18 protein-coding genes are annotated in these 23,566 nt (G+C 67.2%); 7 read left to right on the plus strand and 11 right to left on the minus strand.

Annotated features, from left to right (window positions below; genetic code table 11):
- Positions 1 to 2: 2 nt before the first annotated feature.
- The gene (pgi, locus tag QEP15_RS21915; RefSeq protein WP_152382599.1) at positions 3 to 1,550 is read left to right on the plus strand and encodes a glucose-6-phosphate isomerase; all 1,548 of its coding nucleotides are present in this window, start codon (positions 3 to 5) and stop codon (positions 1,548 to 1,550) included.
- Here the strand turns inward: pgi and QEP15_RS21920 are convergent.
- The 10 genes from QEP15_RS21920 to coq7 all read right to left on the minus strand — a co-directional run bounded on the left by QEP15_RS21920 (position 1,540) and on the right by coq7 (position 14,367).
- A complete protein-coding gene (locus QEP15_RS21920; protein ID WP_056325306.1) occupies positions 1,540 to 2,673 on the minus strand; it encodes a glycosyltransferase family 4 protein in 1,134 nt (377 codons plus the stop codon). The two genes, pgi and QEP15_RS21920, sit on opposite strands and share 11 nt — an antisense overlap.
- Entirely contained in the window at positions 2,670 to 3,827 is a 1,158-nt protein-coding gene (locus tag QEP15_RS21925) for a glycosyltransferase family 4 protein (RefSeq protein ID WP_253857533.1), read from the minus strand. The genes QEP15_RS21920 and QEP15_RS21925 overlap by 4 nt, the downstream gene beginning before the upstream one ends.
- Positions 3,824 to 4,939, minus strand: a complete 1,116-nt coding sequence (locus QEP15_RS21930; RefSeq protein WP_280148057.1) for a glycosyltransferase family 4 protein — start codon at positions 4,937 to 4,939, stop codon at positions 3,824 to 3,826. Before QEP15_RS21930 ends, QEP15_RS21925 begins: the two co-directional genes overlap by 4 nt.
- A gap of 3 nt (positions 4,940 to 4,942) precedes the next feature.
- Positions 4,943 to 6,874, minus strand: a complete 1,932-nt coding sequence (gene asnB / locus QEP15_RS21935; RefSeq protein WP_280148058.1) for an asparagine synthase (glutamine-hydrolyzing) — start codon at positions 6,872 to 6,874, stop codon at positions 4,943 to 4,945.
- Positions 6,875 to 6,918: 44 nt separating this feature from the next.
- Positions 6,919 to 8,061, minus strand: a complete 1,143-nt coding sequence (locus QEP15_RS21940; protein WP_062839992.1) for a glycosyltransferase family 4 protein — start codon at positions 8,059 to 8,061, stop codon at positions 6,919 to 6,921.
- Entirely contained in the window at positions 8,062 to 9,411 is a 1,350-nt protein-coding gene (gene murJ / locus QEP15_RS21945) for a murein biosynthesis integral membrane protein MurJ (protein ID WP_280148059.1), read from the minus strand.
- A complete protein-coding gene (locus QEP15_RS21950; RefSeq protein ID WP_062839990.1) occupies positions 9,408 to 10,433 on the minus strand; it encodes an SDR family oxidoreductase in 1,026 nt (341 codons plus the stop codon). The genes murJ and QEP15_RS21950 overlap by 4 nt, the downstream gene beginning before the upstream one ends.
- An 11-nt stretch (positions 10,434 to 10,444) precedes the next feature.
- Positions 10,445 to 11,722 carry a Vi polysaccharide biosynthesis UDP-N-acetylglucosamine C-6 dehydrogenase TviB gene (gene tviB, locus QEP15_RS21955; protein ID WP_128828976.1) on the minus strand — a complete coding sequence of 426 codons (1,278 nt, stop codon included), beginning with the start codon at positions 11,720 to 11,722 and terminating at the stop codon, positions 10,445 to 10,447.
- A gap of 93 nt (positions 11,723 to 11,815) precedes the next feature.
- Positions 11,816 to 12,922 (minus strand): MraY family glycosyltransferase, encoded by a 1,107-nt coding sequence (locus QEP15_RS21960; RefSeq protein WP_056325286.1) that lies wholly within the window; start codon positions 12,920 to 12,922, stop codon positions 11,816 to 11,818.
- Positions 12,923 to 13,689: 767 nt separating this feature from the next.
- Positions 13,690 to 14,367: a 2-polyprenyl-3-methyl-6-methoxy-1,4-benzoquinone monooxygenase gene (coq7, locus tag QEP15_RS21965; protein WP_062839989.1), complete on the minus strand. Its 678-nt coding sequence runs from the start codon at positions 14,365 to 14,367 to the stop codon at positions 13,690 to 13,692.
- A 122-nt stretch (positions 14,368 to 14,489) separates the two neighbouring features.
- Between coq7 and QEP15_RS21970 the strand changes: the two genes are divergently transcribed.
- The 4 genes from QEP15_RS21970 (at position 14,490) to QEP15_RS21985 (ending at position 19,049) form a co-directional block, all read left to right on the plus strand.
- Positions 14,490 to 14,933, plus strand: coding sequence for an OsmC family protein (locus tag QEP15_RS21970; protein WP_152382604.1), 444 nt, complete (start codon positions 14,490 to 14,492; stop codon positions 14,931 to 14,933).
- A gap of 115 nt (positions 14,934 to 15,048) precedes the next feature.
- Positions 15,049 to 16,020, plus strand: a complete 972-nt coding sequence (locus QEP15_RS21975) for a thymidylate synthase (RefSeq protein ID WP_175234650.1) — start codon at positions 15,049 to 15,051, stop codon at positions 16,018 to 16,020.
- Positions 16,021 to 16,428: 408 nt separating this feature from the next.
- On the plus strand, positions 16,429 to 18,492 hold the full coding sequence (locus tag QEP15_RS21980; protein WP_280148060.1) for a putative bifunctional diguanylate cyclase/phosphodiesterase: 2,064 nt from the start codon (positions 16,429 to 16,431) through the stop codon (positions 18,490 to 18,492).
- 71 nt (positions 18,493 to 18,563) lie between these two features.
- A complete protein-coding gene (locus QEP15_RS21985) occupies positions 18,564 to 19,049 on the plus strand; it encodes a dihydrofolate reductase (RefSeq protein WP_280148061.1) in 486 nt (161 codons plus the stop codon).
- 11 nt (positions 19,050 to 19,060) lie between these two features.
- Here QEP15_RS21985 and QEP15_RS21990 read toward each other — a convergent pair whose 3' ends face one another.
- Positions 19,061 to 20,479, minus strand: coding sequence for an aminotransferase-like domain-containing protein (locus QEP15_RS21990; RefSeq protein ID WP_152382605.1), 1,419 nt, complete (start codon positions 20,477 to 20,479; stop codon positions 19,061 to 19,063).
- A gap of 158 nt (positions 20,480 to 20,637) precedes the next feature.
- Here QEP15_RS21990 and aptA point away from each other — a divergent pair, with 158 nt between their 5' ends.
- Positions 20,638 to 21,963 (plus strand): omega-aminotransferase AptA, encoded by a 1,326-nt coding sequence (gene aptA / locus QEP15_RS21995; RefSeq protein ID WP_056325267.1) that lies wholly within the window; start codon positions 20,638 to 20,640, stop codon positions 21,961 to 21,963.
- Positions 21,964 to 22,066: 103 nt separating this feature from the next.
- On the plus strand, positions 22,067 to 23,560 hold the full coding sequence (locus QEP15_RS22000; RefSeq protein WP_175156095.1) for a CoA-acylating methylmalonate-semialdehyde dehydrogenase: 1,494 nt from the start codon (positions 22,067 to 22,069) through the stop codon (positions 23,558 to 23,560).
- The last annotated feature ends 6 nt before the right edge of the window (positions 23,561 to 23,566 follow it).

Here is a 23,566-nt window from a genome sequence, read left to right on the forward strand (position 1 = left end):
TCATGTCGTTAGCCAACAGCCCCGCGTGGCAGCAGTTCACCGCCGCAACACGCACGGCATCCCGGGATGGCCAGAAGCTGCGCGTCATCAATGCTCCCGGGCTGCGCCTGGACCTGAGCGCACAGGCGCAATCGCCCGAACTGCTGGCCGCCTCGCGGGCGCTGCTGGCGCAGCAGGACTTCGATACCTGGCGTGCGCGCCTGTTCGATGGCGGCCAAGCCAATTGGACGGAAGGACGCGCCGCCTGGCACACCGCCTTGCGCGCGGCCGAGCCGCCTGCAATGGTGGCCAAGGCGGTGCTTGCCGAGCGCGAACGCCTGCGCGAATTCGTGCGCACCGCCGACGCGGCCGGCCGCTACAGCGGCGTGCTGCATCTGGGCATTGGCGGCAGCGATTGGGGACCGCGCCTGGTCACCCGCGCGCTGCGCCACGAGGGCGCGCGCCGCGACGTGCGCTTTGCGTCCAACGTGGACTCGCATTCGGTTGCCGAAGCGATGAGCCACCTGGATCCGCACAACACGCTGGTCATCGTCGCCTCCAAGTCGTTCACCACCACCGAGCCGCTGGCCAACGCCGAGGTCGCGATGAACTGGCTGCGCGAAGCCGGCGTCGCCGATCCGATCAAACAGGTCGTGGCGATCACCTGCAACGTCGAGGCGGCGCTCAACCTGGGCATCCTGCCCGACCACATCTTCCAGATCTGGGACTGGGTCGGCGGGCGCTATTCGCTATGGTCCGCCATCGGCCTGCCGGTCGCGCTGGCGTTCGGCAACGACACCTTCGACCGGCTGCTGGCGGGCGCGGCGGCCATGGACGACCATTTCCGCAACGCGCCCCCGGACGAGAACGCGCCCGTGCAGCTGGCGCTGGCCGGCGTGGCCAACCGCAGCGTGCTGGGCTATGACTCGCTGGTGATCGCGCCCTACGATTCGCGGCTGCATCACATCGTGCCGTGGGCCCAGCAGCTTGAAATGGAATCGCTGGGCAAAGTCGCGACGGCCGACGGCAGTCCCGCCGGTGTGCCGACCGGTCCCGCGGTGTGGGGGATGCCGGGCACGGATTGCCAGCACACGTTCTTCCAGTGGCTGCATCAGGATGCGGCCGGCGCGCCGGTGGATTTCATCCTGTGCGAACAGCCGGACCATGCGTACGCCCGGCACCACGAACTGCTGGTCGCCAACTGCCTGGCGCAGCGTTCGGCGCTCTTGCGCGGCAAGACCTTTGAAGAAGCCCTGGCGGAAACCTCCGCCACGGAACGCGATCCGGCACGCGCGCGCCTGCTGGCGCAACACCGCGTGCACCCGGGCGGACGGCCGTCGTCGCTGATCGTGCTGCCGCGCCTGGAAGCCTATACGCTGGGCGCGCTGCTGGCCCTGTACGAGCACAAGGTGTTCACGCAAGGCGTGATCTGGGGCATCAATCCCTTCGATCAGTGGGGCGTGGAGTTTGGCAAGGTGTTGGCCAAGAACATCATGCGCGAGCTGGACGCGCCCCAGCCCAGCCAGCAAGACCCGTCCACGCGCTTCTGGATCGACGCGATCAGGCGCTAAGCGCGTCGTACAGCGCGACGTGAATGCGCGCGACCTGGTTGATGTCGAACTCGCGCTCGGCGAGCGCCCTGCCCGCCGCGCCCATCGCCTGGCGCAATGCCGCGTCCTTGGCCAGGCGGGCAATGGCGTCGGCCAGGGCGGCGGCGTCGCGCACCGGCACCAGGAGGCCGGTGACGTTGGGCTCGATCGCGTCACGGCAGCCCGGCACGTCGGTCGTCACGACCGCGCGTCCGCAGGCGGCGGCCTCGATCAAGGATTTCGGCAGGCCTTCGCGGTAGGACGGCAGCACCGCGATGTGCGCGGCTGCATACAGCGCCGCCACATCCGATCGCTCGCCCAGCGCCTGCACGCAGCCGTCCTGCTGCCACGCGTCGACATCGGCCTGCGTGGCGGAAGCCGGGTTGCCGGCGTCCAGGCCGCCCACCAGTTGCATCGTCACCGGTACGCCACGTTCGCGCAGCAGCCTTGCCGCCTGCACGAACTCCTGCACGCCCTTGTCGCGCAGCAGGCGCGCCACCATCGTGACGACGACGGGCGGCGCAGGCGGCTCGGGCGTGGGACGGAAGGCGTCAAGGTCCACCCCCGCGCCGCGGATGATGACCACCTGCTCATCGCGTACCGCGCCCAGCGACTTGAGCAGGTCGCGGTCGTTGGCGTTCTGGAAGATCACCCGGCTGTTCGGATGGCCCAGCGCGATGCGATACAGGCGCGCCACCACCGCGCGCACCAGCCGCATCTTCAGCGAATTGGACAGGAACACGAATCCCAATCCGGAAATCGCCGCCACCATGCCCGGCACACGCGCCAGCCGCGCGGCGATGCCGCCGTACAGCACGGGCTTGATGGTGACCAGGTGCACCACGTCGGGCCGCAGCCGGCGGAACAGGCGGACCAACGCCAGCAACGTGCCCAGTTCCTGCAGCGGGCGCTTGCCGCTGCGCGTCATGGGAATGGCGTGATGGGTCATGCCCAGCGCCTGGATGTCGGCCACGGCGGGGCCGTCCATCGTCGCGACGTGGACGTCGTAGCCCGCCTTCTGCGCGGCCAACGCGACCGGCACGCGGTGCGACATGAAGAACGCCGGGTTGTTGACGACAAACAGCAGGCAGCGTCCGGCGCTCATGCTTGGACTCCAGAAATGCGGCGCCAGACGGCGATATAGCTTTGCACCATGCGTGCAAGATCGAAATGTTCGAGGACGCGCGCGCGTCCCGCCTCGCCCGCGCGCTCGCGGCCTCGCGCGGCCACGTCGCACAGCGCGGACTCGATGCCGCGGGCCAGGGCCTCGGCCTGCTCGGGCGGCACTACCACGCCGGTATCGCCGACGATGTAGGCGGCGTCGCCCACGTCCGTCACCACGCAATACACGCCGCACGCCATGGCCTCGGCCACCACGTTGGGAAAGCCTTCGGCGCAGCTGGACAGCACGTGCAGGTCCAGTCCGTTCATGACGGCGGGCACGTCGTCGCTGGGGCCATTGAGCACCACGCGGTCGCGCAGATCCAGTTTGTCGAGCAAGGCGCCAAGCTGCGCGTTGCCTTCGGTCATGTCGCGGCCGATCAGCACGCAGCGCAGCCCCGCGTCGCGGCCATCGCGCACCAACGCGGCCACGGCGCGCAGCAGGTTGGCGTGGTCCTTGAGCGGATCCCAGCGCGCCACGCAGCCGATCACGGGCACGTCCTCGGACAGTCCCCATGCGGCGCGTACGCGCGACCGCGCCTGCGGATCCGGCGCGTAGCGCGACAGGTCGTAGCCGTTGGCGATCACGACCATGCGGTCGCGGCGGTAGCCTTTTTCAGCGTGGCGCTGCGCGGCATTTTGCGCGGCGCACACGATGGCGCGCGGCACGCTGCCCGACAGCATGGCGCATGCGCGCAGCACCAGCCGCGCCGAGCGGCTGCTGCGTTCAAGGTGTGCCCCGGAATTGCGGATGCCCCAGGCGATGGCGCGCACGCCCGCCAGGCGGGCGGCCAGGCCGCCGATCAGGTCGGCGTGGTACATCCAGGTCTGCACGGCGTCCGGACGGGTCGAGGCGATCAGACGGCGAAGCGCCAGAAAACCGCCCAGGCTGACACGCCCGCGTTTCATGCCCAGCGTGTGCACCGCGACGCCCGCCGCGCGCAGGCGTTCGCCATACAGGCCTTCATCGGTCAGCGAGACGACCGTGTGCTCGACGTCCGCCTGCGGCCAGGTCGTCAGGCGGAACAGCACGGATTCCGCGCCCCCCTGCCCCAGCCCGGTGATGACATGCAGAATGCGCAGCGGCCGGGTGCTCATCGCCCCTCCCGCACCGCTTCGAACAGTTCATCCCATTCGGTCAGCACGCTGGCAAGCGCGTAGCGCTGGCGCACGGCCGCGGCGGCGCGCGCACCCAGTTGCTCGCGCAGGGACGCATCGCTCATCAGGCGATGCAAGGCATCGGTCATTGCGACCCGGTCGCCCGCCGGCACCAGCAGCGCATCCTGGCCGTCGCGCGTCATCTCGCGCGGACCGCTGGGACAATCGAACGCCGCGCACGGCAGCCCCAGCGACATGGCTTCCAGCAACACATTGGGAAAGCCCTCGACGAGCGAACTGAGCACGAAGGCCTGGCCGCGCGCCAGTTCTTCCCACGGCGCTTCCGTGCGGCCGGGCAGGCTGACGCGCGTCTGCAGGCGCAGGCGCGCCACCTGTTGTTCAAGCGCGCCGCGCTCGGGGCCTTCGCCCCAGATGCGCAGGTTCCAGTCCGGAAACTCCGGCGCAAGCTGCGCGAAGATGTCGATCAGCAGATTGAATTGCTTGTCGGGCACCAGCCGTCCCATCGCGATCAGCTCGCGCGGGCCGGCGTCCTGGCGCTGCTGCACCAGCGGCGCATCCAGCAGCGGCGCGGGCAGCGGATTGGGAATGACGGCCAGACGCCGGATGCCGGGCACCTGACGCGCGAAAGGACCCGCGGTGTCTTCCGCCTGCACGGTCACCATGTCGGCGCGCGGATACAGCACGCGGCGCAGCTTGCGCCAGACAGAGCCCGTGGTGGTATCGGCGATCGGATTGGTGCGCTCGCAGACGATGAGCGGCACATTCAGGCCGCGCGTGGCCAGGATGGCGGCCACGTTGACGTTGGTGAGAAAGGACACGACCACGTCGGGCCGGGAATCGCGGATATGCTTGCGCAGGACCAGCAATCGCTTGAACGCCGCCATCGCGCCCGTCGCCCGGGTGCCGGCCAGATCCGCCAGCCACGCGAGCTGGACCTTGTCCGACAGGGGATAAAAGCAGGTGCCCTTGGATGAGTAGGTGGGCGTCAGGATGACGGTGTCTCCGCGCTCGGACCATGCGTTGACCAGGGTCGCCGCGACGCGTTCCGCGCCGCCGGCGTGCATGGAGCTGACCAGCATCAGTATTTTCATTCCTCAACGGTCCTCAATCGGTCCCCCTTGATCCATCCCCGCCCGGTAGCGGTCCAGCCAGGCCTGCATCATCAGCACGCCCCACAGATGGCTGTCCCAATTGCGATGCCCCGACGCGTGCTCGCGCCATTTGCGCAGGATGGGCTCGGGTTCGAACCACCCTTCCTGGCGCAGGCGCGACGGATTCAGCAGCGCGTCGGCCCATTCCCGCAAGGGACCGCGCAACCACGCGGCCAGCGGCACGGCAAAGCCGCGCTTGGGGCGGTCGACCAGCGCCTGCGGCACGTGGCGGTGCAGGACCTGCCGCAACAGCCACTTGCCCGTATTGCCGCGCACCTTGTATTGGTGCGGCAGGCTCCAGGCGAATTCATAGACGCGGTGGTCGATGAGGGGCACGCGGGTTTCCAGGCTGACGGCCATCGCCGCGCGGTCCACCTTGACCAGGATGTCGTCGGGCAGGTAGGTCACCGTGTCCAGCTTCATCATCGATTCGAAGAACGACCCCTGCATGGCGCGTTCGAACACCGACTCGGGTTCCACGCCGCCCTTGACCACACGGGCGGGGTCTGACCAATACGACACGAACAGGCGGTAGAACTCGCCTTGCGTGTCCGCGCGCAGCAGTTCGCCCAGCTTGCCGACCTTGCCGCGCCAGGCGCCGCGGCCGGGCAGATGCGTGGAGGCGCTGAGCATCGCGCCAGCCGGCTTTCGCAGCAGGCTGGGCACGCGTTCGAACTGGCGCCACCAGTTGTCCACCCGGAAATAACGCGAATAGCCGCCAAAGAGTTCGTCGCCGCCGTCGCCGGACAAGGCCACCGTGACGTGCTGGCGCGCCATGCGCGTGACGAGCGACGTGGGGATCTGCGACGAGTCGGCAAAGGGTTCGTCATACATGTCGGCCAGCGTGGGCACGACCGCCAGCGCGTCGTCCGCGGTGACGTAGAGTTCGGTGTGATCGGTGCCCAGGTGCGTGGCCACGGCCTTCGCGTGCTGCGCCTCGTCGTAGCCCTTCTCGTGAAAGCCGATGGCAAAGGTGCGCACCGGCTGCGAGCTCTGCGCCTGCATCAACGCCACGATGGTGGACGAATCGATGCCGCCGGACAGGAAGGCGCCCAGGCTCACGTCGGACAGCATCTGTCCGCCCACGGCCTTGGACAGCACGCGTTCCAGCGCATCGGTGGCTTGCGCGTCCGAATCGAACGACAGGCGGTGCTGCGCAGCCGTGTCCGCGGCCTCGCGCGCCGACCAGTACACACGCGGCTCCGGCATGCGGCGGCTGCGGGTGTCGTCCGCCGAGAACTCGACCCACGTGCCGGGCGGCAGCTTGGCGATGCCTTCGTAGATCGACTGCGGCGCGGGGATGTAGTTGTGCCGCATGAACGATGCGAGCGCGTTGCGGTTCAGGTTGCGCCCGAACCCCGGAATCGGCATCAGGCCCTTGAGCTCCGAGGCGAACACCAGTTCGGCATTGGAGTAGCCGTAGTAGAGCGGCTTTTCGCCCATGCGATCGCGCGCCAGCACGAGCTTGCGCGCGGCCTTGTCCCACAGCGCGATGGCGAACATGCCGACCGCGGCCTGCAACGTGGCTTCGATGCCCAGCGCGGAAAAGCCCGCGAGCAGGGTCTCGGTGTCCGAATGGCCGCGCCAGTCGGGCGCCCGCGCCGAGTCCTCGAGCTGCTTGCGGATGTCCAGATGGTTGTAGACCTCGCCGTTGAACACCATCACGTAGCGCCCGCACGCGGACGTCATCGGCTGATGGCCGGCTTCGGTCAGGTCCAGGATCGCCAGGCGCACGTGCGCCAGCGCGACGCCGGCGTCAGTATCTTCCCAGAACCCATTGCTGTCGGGCCCACGGTGGCGGATGCGCCGGCAGCTGTCCGCCAGCACCTGATCCTTGTTCCCCAGGGGGCCCCAAATTCCGACTATTCCACACATGATGAGATTCTCGTGGTCACCGTAGCAACGGCGCGCGCGGGGCCCTAGCGGCCCTTCGCCCGCACGCCGTCAAAAAGTTCCTGCCATTTCCGCAGCACGCGCACGGCCGAGAATCGGTCGCGCACGTCGGTTGCCGCCTGCGCCAGGCGCGCGCGGCCGTTGTCATCGCCCATGACCACGCCAAGCGCCTCGCACAGCGCGGGCACGTCACCGTTGGGCCGCACCAGCACGCCATCGATGCCGTGGCGGATGATCTCGCGCGGACCCGTGTCGCAATCGAACGAGACCGCCGCCAGACCGCTTGCCATGGACTCGAGCAACGTGTTGGACAGCCCTTCGAAGCGCGAGGTCAGCACGTAAAGATCGGCGCTGTCGTACCAGTCGCCGACATTGCCGGCACGCCCCGGCATCGAGATGCGCGATTCGAGCCCGGCCTCGCGCACCTGCGCTTCAAGCGCCTGGCGCTCGCTGCCCTCGCCCAGAATAACCAGATCCCAGCCGGGATGCGACGGCGCCAGCTGCGCAAACGCCTGGATCAGCAGGTCGAAACCCTTGTCGCCGTGCAGCCGCCCGACCGCCAGGAGCCGCTTGCGGCCATCCCGGGGAGCCGGCTGCAAGAGAGGTTCGGCGCGCGGCAGCGGGAAGTGTACCGGGTTGGGAATGACTGCGAGCCGCGAGCCCGGCACATGCTGTTCCAGCCACTGCGCGGTGCCGCGGGTCAGCGCGACCACGCGCGCGGCGCGCGGATAGGTCAGCCGGCGCAGCCGCTGCCAGAAGCCCGACAACGTCTGGGACGGCGGATGGGTGTGTTCGGTTGCAATGACCTGGCAGTTCAGCCCCGCGGAAGCCAGCACGGCCAGCACCGACGCCGTGGTCATCATGCCCAGCACGATGTCGGGCCGGAACGACTTGATCACGCGGCGCAGCGCGCGCACGCGCTGCAGGTTGCTGAGAATGCCGCGCAGGCCGCCGCCCTCGCCCGCCGTGTGCAGGACCTCGCGGCGCACCTTGGGATGCAGCGCATAGACATCGCCGTCGGCGCTGGCCTGCGTGACCACCATGACCTCGCTGCCCTCGGACGCCCAATGGGCGCTCAGGTCGGCGGCGACGCGTTCAGCGCCCCCGCCGTGCAGGGAATGGATGAACAGCAACACGCGCGCCGGACGGGCGGGGTCGGCTACGGACATTCAATCGGCCTCCTTGGGTTCGGCCTTGCGCATCGCCACGGCCAGGTAGCAGGCAAAGGACAGCACATACATGAGGCTGGTGGCCAGCATGATGCCGGCCGCGCCCATGCGGGGCGCCAGCACGGTGTTCAGCACGGCCTTCAGCGCAAAATTGGCGACCGCGATGGCGGCCATGATGCGGTAGCGGTTCTGGCTGGCCAGGAGTTGCACCAGGATCAGCACGCCGAAGTAGAACGGCAGCTGCAGCAGGCCCCAGCGCAGCACGTGCGCGACGGCTTCGGTGTTTTCGGCGGTAAAGGCGCCGCGCTGGAACAGCACCGACACGCCCCAGGGCGCCAAAACCCAGCCTAGCGCCACGGCGCCGGCGCCGGCGCCCACCATCAGCAACGACCATTTGAGCGCCATGCTGCGCGCGCGCGCCGTGTCGCCGCGCGCCTGCACGTCGGCCAGCACGGGAAGCGCGGCGCGGCCCACGGACACGGCCCCGATGCCCAGCAGCAGGGACAGCAGCCGGCTGGCATAGCCGAGCGTGGCGTTGGCATTGGCGCCCAGGTTGGCGGCCGCGTACTGGTCCAGCGGACCCACAAAGCTCATGGCGACCTGGCCGATCAGCATCACGCCGGCCGCGCCCATCAGTTCAGGCCAATGCGGCGACTTCAGTGTCAGTGACGGCGCGCCCCAGAAGCCGCCGTCGGCGCGCGCGGCCAGCCAGGCCAGCCAGACGGTCTGGATGGCGTATCCGACCAGCGTGCCCCACAGCAGCGGTCCCACGCTCTCGGCGCTGGCGGCCAGCATGACCCAGGCCAGCGTTGCCACGGCGGGCACACTGTCCAACAGCGTGTTGACGTGGCGTTCCTGCGCGCGCAGCCGCGCGGCGCTGATGCCGGCGATCAGCAGCAACGCCGCCACGGGGGCAAAGGCGATCAGCAGGTCACCCGTCATGGCGCGCACTTGCGCCGACAGGCCCTGCCCCAGCCAATCCACCACATACGGCCAGGCGAACCACGTCAACAGGGCCAGTGCGACGCCGGCGGCGGCGACCCAGCCCTGAAGTTCGCGAATGAAGAGTTCCTTCTCGGCCCCGCCGGTGCGCGCCAGGCGCACGAGCACCGGGATCAGCACCACCGACAGCACGCCCACGATCGTGACGGGCAGCCAGGTGCCCATGGTCATCGTGAACTGGTAGGCGTCTACGGCGTCGCTGACGCCGTAGCGGTACGCCACCGCCATCTCCTTGATGGCGCCGGCAGCCTTGCCCAGCAGCAGAAACACCGCCACCCGGAACGCGCCTTTGAAGATGCGCTGATGATCCGGGTGGATGTTGCCGAGTTTTCGGACGAGTGCTTTCAACGCAGGAACTGCGTGTACCAGGGCATGGCGACTTCCAGGCCTTGCAGCACCGTGTGCGTGGGCGCATAGCCCAGCAGGCGGCCGGCCTTGCCGATGTCGGCCTGCGAGTGGCGCACATCGCCCGCGCGGAAGTCAGCGTAGACCGGCTGCTTGGTGTAATTCACGCCCTGATTGCCCAGGGCCTGCACCAGGAAGCTGAACAGCTGGTTCAGGGTGCTGCGGCCGCTGACGGCCACGTTGTAGACCTGGTTGCGGGCCTCGGGTGCGGCCAGCGCGCCCAGGATGTTGGCCTGCACCGCGTTTTCCACAAAGCAGAAGTCGCGGCTGGTCTCGCCGTCGCCATTGATGGTGACGTCCTTGCCCTGGATCATCGCGGCGGTCCACTTCGGGATCACGGCGGCGTAGGCGCCGTCCGGATCCTGCCGCTTGCCGAACACGTTGAAGTAACGCAGACCCACCGTCTCGAAGCCGTAGGAGCGCGCGAAGACGTCGGCATAGAGCTCGTTGACGTACTTGGTCACGGCGTACGGCGACAGCGGCTTGCCGATGTTTTCCTCGACCTTGGGCAGCGCCGGATGGTCGCCATAAGTGGAGCTGGACGCCGCATAGACGAACGACTTCACCTTGGCGTCGCGCGCCGCGACCAGCATGTTCAGGAAACCGCCGATGTTGACTTCGTTGGTCGTGATGGGGTCATTGAGCGAGCGCGGCACCGAGCCCAGCGCGGCCTGGTGCAGCACGTAGTCCACGCCTTCGGCCGCGCGGCGGCAGGCGTCCAGGTCACGGATGTCGCCTTCGATGAAGGTGAAGCGCGCCCACTGCTGCGGCGAAACCGAAGCCTGGACTTCGTCCAGATTGCGCTGGTGGCCGGTCGCGAAGTTGTCCAGGCCGGTCACGGTCTGGTCAAGCTTGAGCAAGGTTTCCAGCAAGTTCGAGCCGATGAAGCCGGCGCAGCCGGTCACCAGCCACTTGCGCGGCGCGGCGGACAGTTCCTGGGTGACAGTCTCGAATCGTGTGGTCATGGCGAAATCCTTTACAGACGCAGGTCGGATTCAGCGGGCGACAGCACGTACTTCAGGTCGTACAGGATGTGTTGCGGCTTGCCAAGCTTGCGGATGCCTTCGGCGCCCATGTCCTTGAACTGGTTGTGCGCCACGGCGAGGATCACGGCGTCGTACTTGCCTTCCTCGGGCTTGGCCACCGGGGTCAGGCCGTATTCGTGCATGGCTTCGTCGGCGTCCACCCACGGATCGTAGATGTCCACGTCGACGTTGTAGTCGCCCAGTTCACGGACGATGTCCACGATGCGCGTGTTGCGCAGGTCGGGGCAGTTTTCCTTGAAGGCCAGGCCCATCACCAGCACGCGGGCGCCCTGCACGTGAATGCGGCGCTTGGTCATGCACTTGACCAGCTGCGACACCACGTAGCTGCCCATGGAGTCGTTCAGGCGGCGGCCCGCCAGGATGATCTCGGGGTGGTAGCCGATGGACTGCGCCTTGTGCGTCAGGTAGTACGGGTCCACGCCAATGCAGTGGCCGCCCACCAGGCCCGGACGGAACGGCAGGAAGTTCCACTTGGTGCCGGCGGCCTGCAGCACGGCTTCGGTATCGATGCCCATCTTGTTGAAGATCAGGGCCAGTTCGTTGATGAGCGCGATGTTCACGTCGCGCTGCGTGTTCTCGATCACCTTGGCGGCTTCGGCCACGCGGATGCTGGACGCCTTGTGCGTGCCGGCGGTGATGATTTCCTTGTAGAGCTTGTCGACCAGGTCGGCGACTTCCGGGGTCGAGCCCGAGGTGACCTTCTTGATCGTGCTGACGCGGTGTTCCTTGTCGCCCGGGTTGATGCGCTCGGGGCTGTAGCCGGCGAAGAAGTCCTCGTTGAACTTCAGGCCCGACACGCGCTCCAGCACCGGCACGCAGTCTTCCTCGGTCGCGCCGGGATAGACGGTGGATTCATAGATGACGATGTCGCCGCGCTTGAGCACCGCGCCGATGGTCTCGCTGGCCTTGACCAGCGGGGTCAGGTCCGGCTGCTTGTATTCGTCGATGGGGGTGGGCACGGTCACGATGAACACGTTGGCCTCGCCCAGTTCGGCGCGATCGGCGGTGTAGCTCAGCTGCTTGGCCTCGGCCAGCTCGGCGTCGCTGACTTCCAGCGTGTGGTCGTGGCCCGCCTTCAGCGCGTCGATGCGGCGCGTGTTGATGTCAAAGCCAATGACCGGGCGCTTCTTGCCGAATTCCACGGCCAGGGGCAGACCGACGTAGCCAAGGCCGACGACAGCGAGTTTCACATCCTGGATTCGCAACATAACTCTCCCTTCACCGTAGAACGTTTACGGCATTTTAAAGATGGTCTGGTGATGGATACCGAGCCCCCGGCGGCTATCGCCGGGGCACTCAAACTAATCGGTGGTTCGCAGCACGGACGGCAGCAAGAGCCACCCCGGGCGGCGCCAGGAGACCAGGCGCGCGTACAGCCAGATATAGACGCTGGCAAAGACAACCAGGCTGGCGCTCAGGGCCCAGGCGTTGTCCCACCAGATCGTGGCTGGCACCAGCCCGATCAGCGCCAGGACCCACATGTACGGGGACGCCAGCGCATTGCAAAGCGCGGGGACGGCGTGGCGCCGGCCGCGGCTGAAGGTGACCCGGACCAGCCGGCGGAACACGAGCTGGTGCAAGTGCAGCGCATCGGGCTGATCCACCGGCACGCCGCGCTTGAAGCGGCGGCGCCAGATCGAGAAACCGGTTTCGAAGACGGGGTAGAACAGGACCGCCAGCGCGTAGAACGGCGACACGGACGGGTTGCGCACAACCAGCAGCACGGCCAGTTCGGCCAGCATGAAGCCCAGGAAGTACGCGCCGCCATCGCCCAGGAAGACCCGGCCAAACGGGAAGTTCCACACGAGAAAGCCCAGGGTGGCCGACGCCAGCGCCGCGGCGACCAGGAAGATCGGCACATCGCCGACCTGCAGGGCCACCAGGCTGATCGACACCGCCATCAGCGTGGCGACCATGCCGGCCAGGCCGTTCATGCCGTCCACGATATTCAAGGCATGGGTACAGCCGCCCACCGCGAACATGGTGAACAGCAGCGAAACTGGCCAGAACGAAAGCACGTAATCCACAGGGGCCATGCCGACACGGCTGACGCCGCCCAGCAGCCACCACGCGATGGCCGCGGATAGAAAAGCGGCCAGCAAACGCTTGCTGGCGCCGATGTCCTTGGTGATGTCTTCAAGCAGGCCGGCCACGAAAACGGGCAACGCCGCGACGAACAGCGCGGGCCACAGCCAGGTAAGGGTCATGTTGCTGGGTCCGAGGACCAGCAGGCCAGCCAGCGTACCGGCAAGCACCGCCAGACCGCCGACGCGGGGCGTCGCGCGGGAATGATTGGCTTGGGGCTTGTTGAGGTCGCTATCGCCGGTAAACGCGCCATGCCAGCGCTCGGACGCCACGATGAGTCCCCCCACCATGAACGCGACCACGCATATGTACAGCCAGGTCACTGGATCACCTCTGGTTGGTCTATCGAGACAGGCCCGCCATTATCGGAGGCAGGTGTAACGCCCATATATGGGAGGGATAAAGAAGTGCAATTCCGCGGCACAGAACGTAACGCGCGCAGGCGGGCAATCCGTCCGCCGCGCATGTGACTGGAACGCGCTGGCGCGCGAGCGCCCGGCAGTACTGGTTTCATGTGGGAGATTGTAGAGCGTTCCGCCTCTGGGCACGCGAATTATCCGAGGGAAAACGCGGGGGCCTGACGGCCCGCGCGCAACCTCGCGACCCACGGAAAATGCCGCGATCGCTTACAAATAGGGACGCAACGATTCGGGACAAAAAAAAGCCCGAGATCGTGAGATCTCGGGCTAAATCCACCAAAGGAGGAGGGTGGAGGAGACAACCGTGGCATGTTGGGAGCTGGCTTTCTGCTCGCTACGCTTCCGGGGTTTTCACCGCGCCGTCTGCGTTTCAACATCCGATGTGTGAATAGTACCTACGTTTTTTGTGCGTTGCAAGATTTTTTTTGATCTATTTTTGACGGCCCGAGACGCGTTGCTTTTTTGCTGCAAATTTTTCGCAGCCCTCTCGCAAAGCCGCGCCAATCAACGGCCTTGTGCAAAACCGGGTTTTTGCGAAACGGGTTTACCCCTTGCGGAATAACCCTGAATCATCGCGGGTAATCCCACCCTGGCCGCCGCACCAAAATGGTGCCTCAGGCACCATGAGGCGGCGGAATTTGCGCATTGCAACATTTTTTGCAGGCGCGGTTTCAGATCCAGTAGGCGGTGGTCGTCATGACCTTGGACATGGCGCGCATGGCCATTTTCACGGGCGCGGGCAGCGGAACGCCCCCTGCCTGCTCGGCGCTGGCGCGGTGCTGGGCCTCGTCGTCCTTCATCTTCTGGACGATCTGGCGCGAGCGCTCATCCTGCACCGGCAAGGTGCGCAGGTGTTCGTCCAGATGGGCCTCGACCTGCTTTTCGGTTTCGGCCATAAAGCCCAGATTGCGGGGCACACCCGCCACGCTGGCCATCACGCCCAAGGCAAACGAGCCTGCGTACCAGACGGGATTGAGCAAGCTGGGCCGGCTGCCCAGTTCGTTCAGGCGCTCGTTGCACCAGACCAGATGGTCGACTTCCTCGGCGGCGGCGTTCAGCAGCAGCGCGCGCGGCGCGGGCTCTTTGCAGACCGACGCCTGGCCGCGGTAGAGCGCCTGCGCGCAGACCTCGCCGACATGGTTGACCCGCATGAGCCCGGCGGCGTGGCGTTTTTCCTGTGCCGAGAGGGTTTGCGGCGATTCCTCTGCGGTGGCGGGATAGGCCCGGCCGGCGCTGGCGTTGCCGGACAGCACACGCAACGCCCGGTCGGTCTCGGCCAGCAGGGCATCCAGGGGGCCGTGGCGGCGGCGCAGGGAAACGGGACCGGATTGGGACAACGTGGTGGACATGGCATCTCCTGGCAAATCGGACACCCCGCACCCCTGATGCGAGGCGGGGTTCTCATGCCCGGGATTGTACGCAACGGGTATCATCAGCCATTGACTGCGCTCAAGCTCAAGGACTCACCAAAATGGAATGCACGATCGACTGGGGCGGCCCAAGCGGCATGCTCTTTACCGCCAGCACGGGTAGCGGCCACGTGGCCGTGATGGACGGCGCCGTGGACGGCGGCGGCCACAATCTGGCGCCCCGCCCCATGGAAATGCTGCTGGCGGGCACGGGCGGCTGCACCGCCTACGATGTGGTGCTGATCCTCAAGCGCGGCCGCCACGCGGTCACCGGTTGCAGCGTCAAGCTGCAGGCCGAGCGCGCCGACACCGACCCCAAGGTCTTTACCCGCATTCACTTCGCCTTCACCGTTACCGGCCGCAATCTGCCGCGCGCGGCCGTCGAGCGCGCCGTGCAGCTTTCCCACGAAAAGTACTGCTCGGCCTCGGCCATGCTGGAAAAGACGGCCGCCATGACATTTTCCGTCGACATCGTCGACACGCAGGACGCCGCCGCCACCGCCTGAGCCGCCTCGCGCGGCCGTGGTGTAATTCGGCATTCACTATATATAGGCGCCGCCGCGACGCGTTCGTGGCGGCGCGCTTGCTTCCCGGCCCGGGACAGCAGGCACAAGGATCGCCATGAAACAATACCTGGACCTCGTTCAATCCATCCTCGATACCGGCTCGTGGCAGGAAAACCGGACCGGCATCCGCACCCTCAGCATGCCGGGCGCCTCGCTGCGCTTTGACCTGCAGCAGGGCTTTCCCGCCGTCACCACCAAAAAGTTGGCGTTCAAGTCGGCCATTGGCGAAATGGTGGGTTTTCTGCGCGCCTCGCGCAGCGCGGCGGAATTCCGCGAGCTGGGCTGCAAGGTCTGGGACCAGAATGCCAACGAGAACGCCCAGTGGCTGGCGAACCCCTATCGCGAAGGGCCGGACGACCTGGGGCCTGTCTACGGCGTGCAATGGCGCCAATGGCCGGCCTACAAGATGCTGGATGCCAACCGCCCCGCGCAGATCGAGGACGCGTTGTCGCGCGGCTACGCCAAGGTGGCCGATCTGGTTCAGGACGGCGAGCCGAAGGTGCTGCTGTACAAGGCGGTCGACCAATTGCGGCAATGCCTGGACACCATCCACGAACGCCCGGGCGACCGGCGGATCCTGTTCCATGGCTGGAACTGGGCGCAGATCGAGGAAATGGCGCTGCCCCCCTGTCACCTGCTCTATCAGTTCCTGCCCAACGCGACGACCCGCGAGATCTCGCTGTGCCTGTACATCCGCTCCAACGACGTGGGCCTGGGCACGCCGTTCAACCTGACCGAGGGCGCGGCGCTGCTGCACCTGGTCGGCCGCCTGACCGGCTATACCCCGCGCTGGTTCACCTATTTCATTGGCGATGCGCACATCTACGAGAACCACCTGCCGATGCTGCGCGAGCAACTGACGCGAACGCCATATGAGTCGCCCCGCCTCGTGCTGTCGGACCGCATTCCCGACTTCGCCGTGACCGGCCGCTACGAGCCCGAGTGGCTCGAGAAGGTCGAACCCGGCGATTTCTCTTTGTCGGGCTACACGCACCACGCGCCCCTCACGGCCGCAATGGCCGTCTGACCCCGGCGCCGGCCTGGCCCGGCGCCCGCCTTTCAGGGCTGATCCGCAACCCGCCGGCCGACCGTCCGGCGCCCCATTCCTTGCACGTCCCGCAGCAGGTGAAGATTGGTGAGCTTCTGGAAGCGTGATTTCGGTATAACCCATCCCTTAGCCTCGGACGCGCGTCCAGCATGCCGCGCGCCCCGTCGCTATCGACCGGCCCTCGCGGCGCGCCATGCCGAACGCCCGAACCGCGCCGACCGCTGGCGTTGCCCCGCCCAATCCCCCATCCCTATAAAGAGAGTGTGAGAATCGCCAGCGACGAGAGCAGGATCCTCCTTGCGACCGTAATGCAACTGTTGACTACCAATTGAATTGAAAATCGTGCCCCGCGCCGCCGCCGCATGCGCTTAGGACAGGACCCCACAAATGCTCGTTGGAACTTATAACCCTTCGCTCGTCCTCGTATCCTTAGGGGTCGCCATCCTGGCGTCGTATACGGCGCTGGGCATGGCCAACCGCGTGAAGGCATCGAGCGGCCTGCCTGCCGCGAAGTTCTGGCTGGCGGGTGGCGCGTTCGCGATGGGCATCGGGATCTGGTCCATGCACTTTGTGGGCATGCTGGCCTTCAGCCTGCCCATCCCGATGGGATACGACCTGCCGCTGACCGTGCTGTCGCTCGCCATCGCGATCGCCTGCTCGGCCTTCGCGCTGTGGATGGTCTGCAAGGACGAGCTGCCGTGGCGCAGGCTGGCGGCCGGCGCGCTGCTGATGGGATCGGGCATCGCGGCGATGCACTACGTCGGCATGGCGGCCATGCGCATGTCGCCCGGCATCGATTACGACCCGACATGGTTCGCGCTGTCCGTGGTGATTGCCGTTGCCGCATCGGGCGCGGCCTTGTGGATCACCTACCGTCTTCGGCAGGACGGGCCGCGCGTGGCGCTGTCGCGCCCGGCGGCCGCGGGTGTCATGGGGCTGGCGATCGTCGGCATGCACTACACGGGCATGGAAGCCGCGGGGTTCCCGGCCGGCAGCATCTGCATGGCGGCCGACGCCGGCATCTCGGCCGGCTGGCTGGCCATCGCCGTGACCGCGGTCACGCTAAGCGTGCTGGCCATCGCCCTGGTCGTGGCCGTGCTGGACAACCGTCTTGAGGCGCGCACGTCCGCCCTGGCCTCGTCCCTGGCCGAAGCCAATGAAGAACTGGTGCAACTGGCGCTGCACGACACCCTGACCAAACTGCCCAACCGCATCCTGCTCGAAGACCGGATGGAACAGGCCATCGAAAGCGCGACCCGCCGCCGCGGCCATTTCGCGGTGCTGTTCTTCGACCTGGACGGGTTCAAGGCCGTCAACGACGCCTACGGCCACCATACCGGCGACGCGCTGCTGATCGATCTGGCGCAGCGCATCCGCCAGGCGCTGCGCACGCAGGACACCGTCGCCCGGCTGGGCGGCGACGAGTTCATCGTGCTGAGCGAAGTCATTGAACCGACCGACGCGGCCAACGTGGCGGACCGGCTGATCGAGGCCATCGGCCGTCCGGTCACGGTGTACGGCCACGACGTGCTGGTGACCTCCAGCGTGGGCATCGCGGTCTTCCCGAACGATGGCGAGGACACCCACTCCTTGCTGACCAATGCCGACGCGGCGATGTACCACGCCAAACGGCTGGGCGGCACCGGCTACAGCTTCTTCGAGCCGTCCATGAACGCGGACGCGCACGAGCAGATCGAGCTGCTGCACGACCTGCGCCTGGCGCAGGAGCGCGGCCAGTTCGTCCTGCACTACCAGCCCAAGTACGAGGCGCCGGCCGGCCCGATCATGGGCGCCGAGGCGCTGCTGCGCTGGAACCATCCCACGCGCGGCCTGGTGGGCCCGGACCAGTTCATTCCGACGGCGGAAAAGACCGGCCTCATCCTCTCCATCGGCGAATGGGTCATCAACGAGGCCTGCCGCCAGATGCGCGAGTGGATCGATGTCGGCCAGGGGCACTGGACCATCGCCGTGAACATCTCGGCGCTGCAGTTCTCGCATTCGAGCCTGGTGGAAACGGTGCGGTCGGCGCTGGCGCGCCATGACGTGCCGCCTGCCTGCCTGACCATCGAAGTGACCGAATCGACCGCCATGCGCGACGCCGAGACGAGCCTGACGGTGCTCAAGCGCCTGTCCGAACTGGGCGTCACGATCTCCATCGACGACTTCGGCACGGGTTACTCCAGCCTGCTCTACCTGAAGCGGCTGCCGGCGACCGAGCTGAAGATCGATCGGGGCTTCGTGAACCAGCTGGACAACGACAACGAAGATGCGGCCGTCGTGTCGGCCATCATCGCGCTGGCGCAGCAGCTGAACCTGCGCATCGTGGCCGAAGGCGTCGAGACCGCCGCGCAGCAGAAATTCCTGACCGGGCTGGGCTGCGACTCGCTGCAGGGCTTCCTGCTGGGCAAGCCCATGCCGGCCACCGAGTTCCTGGAACACGCGGAAAACTGACGGGGCCGGCGCCGCAATTTGCTACGCTTACGGCATTCTTCCGGCCAAATCCTTACCCGTTCAAAGCACGCATGCCCGCCAGCCTTACCCTGATCGTCGCCTATTCCACCAACCGCGCCATCGGCCGCGACAACGCCCTGCCCTGGAAACTGCCGGGCGACCTGGCGCATTTCAAGCGCAGCACGCTGGGCCATCCGATCATCATGGGCCGCAAGACGTGGGATTCGCTGGGCCGTCCCCTGCCCGGCCGCAGCAACATCGTCATCAGCCGCAATCCCGATTTCAGTGCCGCCGGCGCCATCCTTGCGCCCACCCTTGAGGCGGCGGTGGCCGCGTGCGGCGACATCGACGAAGCCTTCGTGATCGGCGGCGCGCAGATCTACGCGCAGGCCCTGCCGCTGGCCAGGCGCGTTCTGGCCACCGAAGTCCATGCCGACGTCGAGGGCGATGCGTTCTTCCCGCTGCTGCCCGCGTTCCAATGGAAGGAAACGGCGCGCGAACCGCAGCCCGCCGAAAACGGCTACGACTACGACTTCGTCACGTACGAACGCGCCTGAAGACTTCCCCCCTAGGCCGCGCCCGCATTGCGCATGAAGCGCCACAGCGCGGGCGCTGCCGAGTACGCCACGTTAAAGCGCACCCACGCCGTGTCGGCCTCGTCCGCTTCGAAGTAGGAGCCGGGCGCCAGCCAGATGCCGTCCTTGAGCGCCAGTTCCGCCAGGCCGTTTGCGCCGCGTTCGCGCCACTGCCCCGCCACCTTTGCCCACAAAAACAGGCCGCCCTGCGGCCTGCCATGGATTTCAAAGCCGTGCTGACGCATCTGCTCGGCCACTTCCGTATGCGCCTCGGCGAGCCGCTCGCGGGTACGCGCGATATGCGCGCGGTAGCGGCCCTCCCGGATGACCTGGTGCACGATGCGCTCCATGATCTCGGGCGTGGTCAGGCCCACCGCCATCTTGGTGCGGGCGATGTCGCGCACCAGATCGCGGTGCGCCACCACATAGCCCACACGCACGGACGGACTGATGACCTTTGAGTAGCCGCCCAGGTAGACGACCCGGCGCGCACCATCCAGCGCCGCCAGCATGGGCGTGACGCCCGGCGCCAGCTCGCGCGAGATGTCGTCTTCCACCACCCACAGCCCGTGCCGCTCGGCCGCTTGCAGGATGCGGAACGCATTGGCCATGGTGATGCTGGCGCCCGACGGATTCTGCAGCGCGGTGTTGATGAAGAGCGCGCGCGGCCGGTGCTGCGTCGCCACCTGCTCAAGGGCGTCGCAGTCCAGGCCGTCGGCCGTCCTGGGCACCGCGATGACGCGCAGGCCGGCCAGGCGCAGCATCTGCAAGAGATTGGCGTAGGCCGGCTGCTCGACGATCACCGTGTCGCCCGGCCGCAGCAGCGTGCGGATCACCGTGTCCAGCCCATGGGTCACGCCCTGCGTCAGCAGCACCTGCGACGCCTCGACTTCCATGCCCTGCGCGCTCAGGCTGGCCGCGATGGTCTCGCGCAGCGGCGCGTAGCCATAGGGATGCCCATAATTGGCGATCCGCATCGCGGGCACCCGCCCCATGTGGCGCAGCGCCATGTGCAGGCCTTCTTCGTTCAGCCATTCGCCGGGGAGCCACCCGCACCCCGATTTGATGGGGATGGAGTGGTCGGCAAAGATGTCCGACAGCAGCCACCCCGCGTTCAGGCGCGGCGGCTCCCAGGACAGCGGTTCGGCGCGGCGCGTGGGCGCGTCGGGCGATGCCACCCGGTAGCCCGCGCCGGGCCGCGCAGCCAGCCAGCCCTGCGACACCAGCCGGCTGTAGGCGCTGGCCACGGTGAAGGTGCTGACGCCGTACTGGCGCGCGAACTCCCGGACCGAGGGTAGGGACATACCCGGACGCAGGGTCTGCGCCTCGACGGCGCGCAGGATCGCCGCGACCAGCTGTTCGACGAGGGTGGGCGCGGCCCCGCGGCCGCGGACGGGTTGAAAGTCGATCACGAGCAAACTGTACAGTTGTGGTGCTGACAACTATACAGTTAGCGGCAAATGCGCGGATCGTATATTTTCATTCCCGGCGGGACGTTCCAGAATCGTCCGAATCCCGCTGGCCGCGCGCGTGTTGCGGCGGCCACGGTTGTCCCTCTTCTGGAGTCACCATGAACGCCCCCGCCCAGTTGCCCGACCTGTCCCATCTCTGGATGCCCTTCACTGCCAACAAGCAGTTCAAGGCCCAGCCGCGCATGCTGGCAAAGGCCAAAGGCATGTATTACACGTCCACCGACGGCCGCCAGATCCTGGACGGCACGGCCGGACTGTGGTGCGTCAATGCCGGGCACGGCCGCGAGGAAATCGTCGAGGCCATCGCCCGCCAGGCCGGCGTCATGGACTACGCGCCGGGCTTCCAGCTGGGCCACCCGCTCGCCTTCGAGGCCGCCACCGCGGTGGCAGGCCTGATGCCGCAGGGCCTGGACCGCGTGTTCTTCACCAATTCCGGCTCCGAATCCGTCGACACCACGCTCAAGATCGCCCTGGCCTATCACCGCGCGCGCGGCGAAGGCCAGCGCACGCGCCTCATCGGCCGTGAACGCGGCTATCACGGCGTGGGCTTTGGCGGCATCTCGGTGGGCGGCATCTCGGCCAACCGCAAGACGTTCTCCGGTGCGCTGCTGCCCGCCGTGGACCACCTGCCCCACACCCATAATCTTGAGCAGAACGCCTACTCGAAGGGCCAACCCGCGTGGGGCGCGCACCTGGCCGAAGAACTTGAGCGCATCATCGCCCTGCACGACGCCTCGACCATCGCCGCCGTGATCGTCGAGCCGATGGCCGGCTCCACGGGCGTGCTGATTCCGCCCAAGGGCTATCTGGAAAAGCTGCGCGAAATTACCGCCAAGCACGGCATCCTGCTGATTTTCGATGAGGTCATCACCGCCTACGGCCGCCTGGGCGCCGCCACGGCATCCGAATTCTTCGGCGTGACGCCCGACATCATCGCCATGGCCAAGGGCGTCAGCAACGCGGCCGTGCCGGCCGGCGCGGTCGCCGTCAAACGCGAGGTGCACGACGCCATCGTCAACGGCCCGGCGGGCGGCATCGAGTTCTTCCACGGCTACACGTATTCGGCGCACCCGCTGGCGGCCGCCGCCATCCTGGCCACGCTGGACATCTACCGCCGCGAAGACCTGTTCGGCCGCGCCCGCAAGCTGTCGGGCGCATTCCAGGAAGCCGCGCACAGCCTGAAGGGCGCGCCCAACGTCATCGACGTGCGCAACCTGGGCCTGGTGTCCGGCATCGAACTGGCGCCGCGCGCAGGCGCCCCGGGCGCACGCGCCGCCGAAGTCTTCCAGCGCTGCTTCGACAGCGGCCTGATGGTGCGCTACACCGGCGACATCATCGCCGTCTCGCCCCCGCTGATCATCGACGAGGCCCAGATCGGCCAGATCTTCGAGCAGATCGGCAAGATTCTGAAAGAGGTTGCCTGAGTTGCCATCCTGCGCGCCCGTGGCGGCGCGCCATCCGCACACGGGCGGCCACCGGCCGCCCCGCTGCATTTTTTGACGTATTCCCGCATCGAGCCTTGCACCCATGAAGAAGATTCCGCATTTCATCAACGGCCAGCCCTACGATGGCAGCAGCAGCCGCTACGCCGACGGCTTCAACCCGGCCACCGGCGAGATCGCCTCGTCCATCCCGCTGGCCTCGAACGACGACGTGGCGATGGCCGTGGCCGCCGCCAAGGCCGCCTTTCCCGCCTGGTCGGAAACCCCGGCGCTCAAGCGCGCCCGCATCCTCTTCAACTTCAAGGCGCTGCTGGACCAGCACCAGGATGAACTGGCCGAACTCATCACCCGCGAACACGGCAAGGTGTTCTCGGACGCCAAGGGCGAAGTGATGCGCGGCATCGAGATCGTCGAGTTCGCCTGCGGCATTCCGCAACTGCTCAAGGGCCAGTACTCCGACCAGATCGGCGGCGGCATCGACAACTGGAGCATGCGCCAGGCGCTGGGCGTGGTGGCCGGCGTCACGCCGTTCAACTTCCCGATGATGGTGCCGTGCTGGATGTTCCCGGTGGCCATCGCCTGCGGCAACACCTTCGTGCTCAAGCCCTCCGAGCGCGATCCGTCCGCGTCCGTGCGCCTGGCCGAGCTGCTTACCGAAGCGGGCCTGCCGCCCGGCGTCTTCAACGTGGTCCATGGCGACAAGCAGGCGGTCGACGCGCTGATCGCGCACCCCGATGTGGAAGCCCTGTCCTTTGTCGGCTCCACGCCGATCGCCGAATACATCTACGCCGAAGGCACCAAGCGCGGCAAGCGCGTGCAGGCCCTGGGCGGCGCCAAGAACCACCTGGTGGTCATGCCCGACGCGGACCTGGATCAGGTGACCGACGCACTGATGGGCGCGGCCTATGGTTCCGCGGGCGAGCGCTGCATGGCCATTTCGGTGGCCGTGGCGGTGGGCGACGTGGCCGACAAGGTGGTCGAACGCCTGACGCCGCGCGTCAAGGCGCTGGTGGTCAAGGACGGGATGCAATCGGACGCCGAGATGGGTCCGCTGGTCACCGCGCAGCACCGCAAGAAGGTGATGGGCTACATCGAGGACGGCATCGCCTGCGGCGCAGACCTGGTGGTGGACGGCCGCGACCTCACGGTGCCGGGCAACGAAAAGGGCTTCTTCCTGGGCGGCACGCTGTTCGACAACGTCAAGCCGGCCATGAACATCTACCGCGAAGAGATTTTCGGGCCGGTGCTGTGCATCGTGCGCGTGCCGGACTTCGCCAGCGCGGTGGACCTCATCAATGCGCACGAGTTCGGCAACGGCGTGGCCTGCTTCACGTCCGACGGCGGCGTGGCGCGCGCGTTCGCGCGGCAGATCAAGGTCGGGATGGTGGGCATCAACGTGCCGATCCCGGTGCCCATGGCATGGCATTCGTTTGGCGGCTGGAAGCGTTCGCTGTTCGGCGACCACCATGCGTATGGCGAGGAAGGCATCCGCTTTTACTCGCGCTACAAGAGCGTGATGCAGCGCTGGCCCGACAGCATCGCCAAGGGCGCCGAATTCACGATGCCAGTCGCGAAGTAGATGGCC

This window comes from Achromobacter mucicolens (assembly GCF_029866465.1).
Lineage (GTDB): Bacteria > Pseudomonadota > Gammaproteobacteria > Burkholderiales > Burkholderiaceae_B > Achromobacter > Achromobacter mucicolens.

Coding starts and splice junctions, on each gene's coding strand:
- pgi (WP_152382599.1), top strand. CDS start 3: ATGTCGTTAGCCAACAGCCCCGCGTGGCAGCAGTTCACCGCCGCAACA.
- QEP15_RS21920 (WP_056325306.1), bottom strand. CDS start 2,673: ATGAGCGCCGGACGCTGCCTGCTGTTTGTCGTCAACAACCCGGCGTTC.
- QEP15_RS21925 (WP_253857533.1), bottom strand. CDS start 3,827: ATGAGCACCCGGCCGCTGCGCATTCTGCATGTCATCACCGGGCTGGGG.
- QEP15_RS21930 (WP_280148057.1), bottom strand. CDS start 4,939: ATGAAAATACTGATGCTGGTCAGCTCCATGCACGCCGGCGGCGCGGAA.
- asnB (WP_280148058.1), bottom strand. CDS start 6,874: ATGTGTGGAATAGTCGGAATTTGGGGCCCCCTGGGGAACAAGGATCAG.
- QEP15_RS21940 (WP_062839992.1), bottom strand. CDS start 8,061: ATGTCCGTAGCCGACCCCGCCCGTCCGGCGCGCGTGTTGCTGTTCATC.
- QEP15_RS21950 (WP_062839990.1), bottom strand. CDS start 10,433: ATGACCACACGATTCGAGACTGTCACCCAGGAACTGTCCGCCGCGCCG.
- tviB (WP_128828976.1), bottom strand. CDS start 11,722: ATGTTGCGAATCCAGGATGTGAAACTCGCTGTCGTCGGCCTTGGCTAC.
- coq7 (WP_062839989.1), bottom strand. CDS start 14,367: ATGTCCACCACGTTGTCCCAATCCGGTCCCGTTTCCCTGCGCCGCCGC.
- QEP15_RS21970 (WP_152382604.1), top strand. CDS start 14,490: ATGGAATGCACGATCGACTGGGGCGGCCCAAGCGGCATGCTCTTTACC.
- QEP15_RS21975 (WP_175234650.1), top strand. CDS start 15,049: ATGAAACAATACCTGGACCTCGTTCAATCCATCCTCGATACCGGCTCG.
- QEP15_RS21980 (WP_280148060.1), top strand. CDS start 16,429: ATGCTCGTTGGAACTTATAACCCTTCGCTCGTCCTCGTATCCTTAGGG.
- QEP15_RS21985 (WP_280148061.1), top strand. CDS start 18,564: ATGCCCGCCAGCCTTACCCTGATCGTCGCCTATTCCACCAACCGCGCC.
- aptA (WP_056325267.1), top strand. CDS start 20,638: ATGAACGCCCCCGCCCAGTTGCCCGACCTGTCCCATCTCTGGATGCCC.
- QEP15_RS22000 (WP_175156095.1), top strand. CDS start 22,067: ATGAAGAAGATTCCGCATTTCATCAACGGCCAGCCCTACGATGGCAGC.